Raw genomic sequence first — 2,769 nt, 5'->3', positions numbered from 1 at the left:
ATCAGCGAGACTGGCGCCCACGACGAACTTCTCCGGCGTTTCCATGGTTGCAAGTGGTACAGCCGCTCGGGCCTTCCCCCTTGCCGCCATCACCGGCCACGGAACCCTGAAGCTGGCCCTGCTGTTGGCAGCCGTCGACCCCGGCCTGGGTGGTGTGGTGATCGCCGGCGGGCGCGGCACTGGCAAATCCGTTCTGGCACGGGGTCTGCATGCCCTGCTGCCGCCGATCGACGTCCTCGATGTCGGCGGCCATGGCCTCAACACCGACCCCCAGGCACCGGAAGACTGGGATGCGCCGACGCGGGCGCGGCTGACGGAACTCGGGGCGGACCCCACAGGCGCCGACAAGCAAGCCCTACTGCCCACCAAGGTCATCCCGGCACCGTTTGTGCAGGTCCCACTGGGCATCACCGAAGACCGCCTGGTGGGCTCGGTCGATGTCACGGCATCCCTCGCCAGCGGTGAAGCGGTCTTTCAGCCAGGTCTGCTGGCCGAAGCGCACCGCGGCGTGCTCTACGTCGATGAGCTGAACCTGCTCGATGACAACGTCACCAACCTGCTGCTGGCCGCCATTGGCAGCGGTGAGAACCGGGTCGAGCGGGAGGGCCTGAGCCTCTCGCACCCCTGCCGCTGCCTGCTGATCGCCACCTACAACCCCGAAGAGGGGGCCATCCGCGATCACCTGCTGGATCGCTTCGCCATTGCCCTCTCGGCCAACCAGGTCCTGGAGCTCGATCAACGGGTCGAGATCACCCGCAGTGCCATCGGCCACGCCGAATCCAGCGAAGCCTTCCGCCAGCGCTGGCAAGAGGAAACCGACGCCCTCTCCACCCAGCTGCTGCTGGCGCGCCAATGGCTACCCGATGTCCAGATCACGCGGGAGCAAATCGCTTATCTGGTAAACGAAGCCCTGCGCGGCGGCGTGGAAGGCCACCGCAGCGAGCTCTATGCCGTGCGGGTTGCCCGCGCCCATGCCGCCCTCAGTGGACGAGACCGGGTGGAAGCGGAGGACCTACAGGTCGCCGTGCGCCTGGTGATCGCACCGCGGGCGATGCAACTGCCGCCCCAGGATCCCGACCAACAGATGGAGCCCCCTCCGCCGCCACCGCCGCCGCAGGGAGAGGACAACCAAGAGCAAGAACCGGAGGAGCCCGAGGACAACGAAAACGACAAGGAGGACGAACAGGACGAGGAGGACACCCCGGAAGATCAAGCTCCGCCTTCGATCCCCGAGGAGTTCATGCTCGATCCCGAGGCGATCGCGATCGATCCGGATCTGCTGCTCTTCAACGCCGGCAAGGCCAAGAGCGGCGGCAGCGGCAGCCGGGCGGTGGTCTTCAGCGACTCCCGCGGCCGCTACGTCAAACCGATGCTCCCCCGTGGCCCGGTCAAGCGCATCGCCGTTGACGCCACCCTGCGGGCCGCAGCGCCTTATCAAAAAACCCGGCGTGAGCGGGAACCGCACCGCAAAGTCGTCGTGGAAGACGGGGACCTGCGGGCCAAGCAACTGCAGCGCAAGGCCGGTGCCCTGGTGATCTTCCTGGTGGATGCCAGCGGATCGATGGCCCTCAACCGGATGCAAAGCGCCAAGGGCGCCGTGATCCGGTTGCTGACCGAGGCCTACGAGAACCGCGACGAAGTGGCGCTGATCCCCTTCCGCGGCGAGGCCGCCGAAGTGCTGCTGCCCCCGACCCGCTCGATCACCGCCGCACGGCGGCGGCTGGAGTCCATGCCCTGCGGCGGTGGCTCGCCCCTCGCCCATGGCCTCTCCCAGGCCGCTCGGGTTGGGGCGAATGCCATGGCCACCGGGGAACTGGGCCAGGTCGTGGTTGTCGCCATCACCGATGGCCGGGGCAACGTTCCCCTCAGCCGCTCCCTCGGTCAGCCGCAGTTAGAGGGGGAAGAGCCCGTGGATCTCAAGGAAGAGGTCAAGCAGGTGGCCAGCAAGTACCGCTCCCTGGGCATCAAGCTGCTGGTGATCGACACCGAGCGCAAGTTCATCGGCAGCGGCATGGGCAAAGACCTCGCCGACTCCGCAGGCGGCAAGTACGTCCAGCTGCCGAAGGCCAGTGATCAGGCGATAGCCGCAATCGCGATGGAGGCGATCAGCGGGGTCTGATCAGCGCTTGGCTTCGGTCTTCTCGGGATAGACCTCATCGAAGAAGGCCCCCAGGCCAATCGCCACGCTGCGCAGGCCATCCATGAAGCGCTTGTCGGAGGTGAGCTTGTTGATGTCACCTCCCACGCGATCCAGGGTGGCCGTGAGCTCCTCCAGGTTGGAAACAGTCCCCTTGAGCTCGCTCAGGGTCTTGGGGTTATCCAGAACCCGCACGAAGTTGAGGATGTGGGCCGTGGAGTCGTTGAGGTTGTTGATCGTCGGCTGGACATCACGAACGGTGGTCCGAAGGTCACCGATTAAGGCCTGACCGTCCTTCATGAACGCCGTTGCTTCCTTGGCCGTGGTGTCGATGCTGCTGATCGTGGTGGCGAGCTTGGGAATCAGCTTTTCCTTCTCCGCCTGATCCAGCAACTGCTGCAGCGTGGCCGTCACCTGGCTCAAGGTCGCCGCGCTCTTGCCCTGAATCACCGAGCCATTGCAGACCGTCAAGGCGCGGTTGCAGGTAATCGCTTTCGGGCCAGGAGTGCCCTTGGGGAGCGGCTTGATCGGAGCCGTGAGGGCGACAACAGCATCCCCGCCAAGCAGCGAAGCCGCCTCTACGCGCGCATCGAGGGGCTGAGGCAGCTGAAGGTTAGGTTGATTGATATCGA

The 2,769-nt window shown here is 65.8% G+C and carries 2 protein-coding genes; one reads left to right on the top strand and one right to left on the bottom strand.

The genetic code is table 11. The annotated features are described in order from the left end of the window. Positions 1–43: 43 nt before the first annotated feature. A complete protein-coding gene (bchD, locus tag QZ184_RS11175; protein WP_296419683.1) occupies positions 44–2,119 on the top strand; it encodes a magnesium chelatase ATPase subunit D in 2,076 nt (691 codons plus the stop codon). On the opposite strand, the gene QZ184_RS11170 is transcribed toward bchD, so the two are convergent. Next, positions 2,120–2,769 (bottom strand): MCE family protein (locus tag QZ184_RS11170; protein WP_296419679.1); only part of this gene is annotated, 650 nt, incomplete at its 5' end.

The organism is Vulcanococcus sp. DEBay_Sum22DG08_74 (assembly GCF_017852955.1).
Taxonomy (GTDB): domain Bacteria; phylum Cyanobacteriota; class Cyanobacteriia; order PCC-6307; family Cyanobiaceae; genus Vulcanococcus.
This window is presented reverse-complemented; position numbering and strand designations above follow the sequence as displayed.

What these genes read in the sequence shown, in the direction of transcription:
- bchD (WP_296419683.1), top strand. Translation starts at nt 44, where the DNA reads ATGGTTGCAAGTGGTACAGCCGCTCGGGCCTTCCCCCTTGCCGCCATC.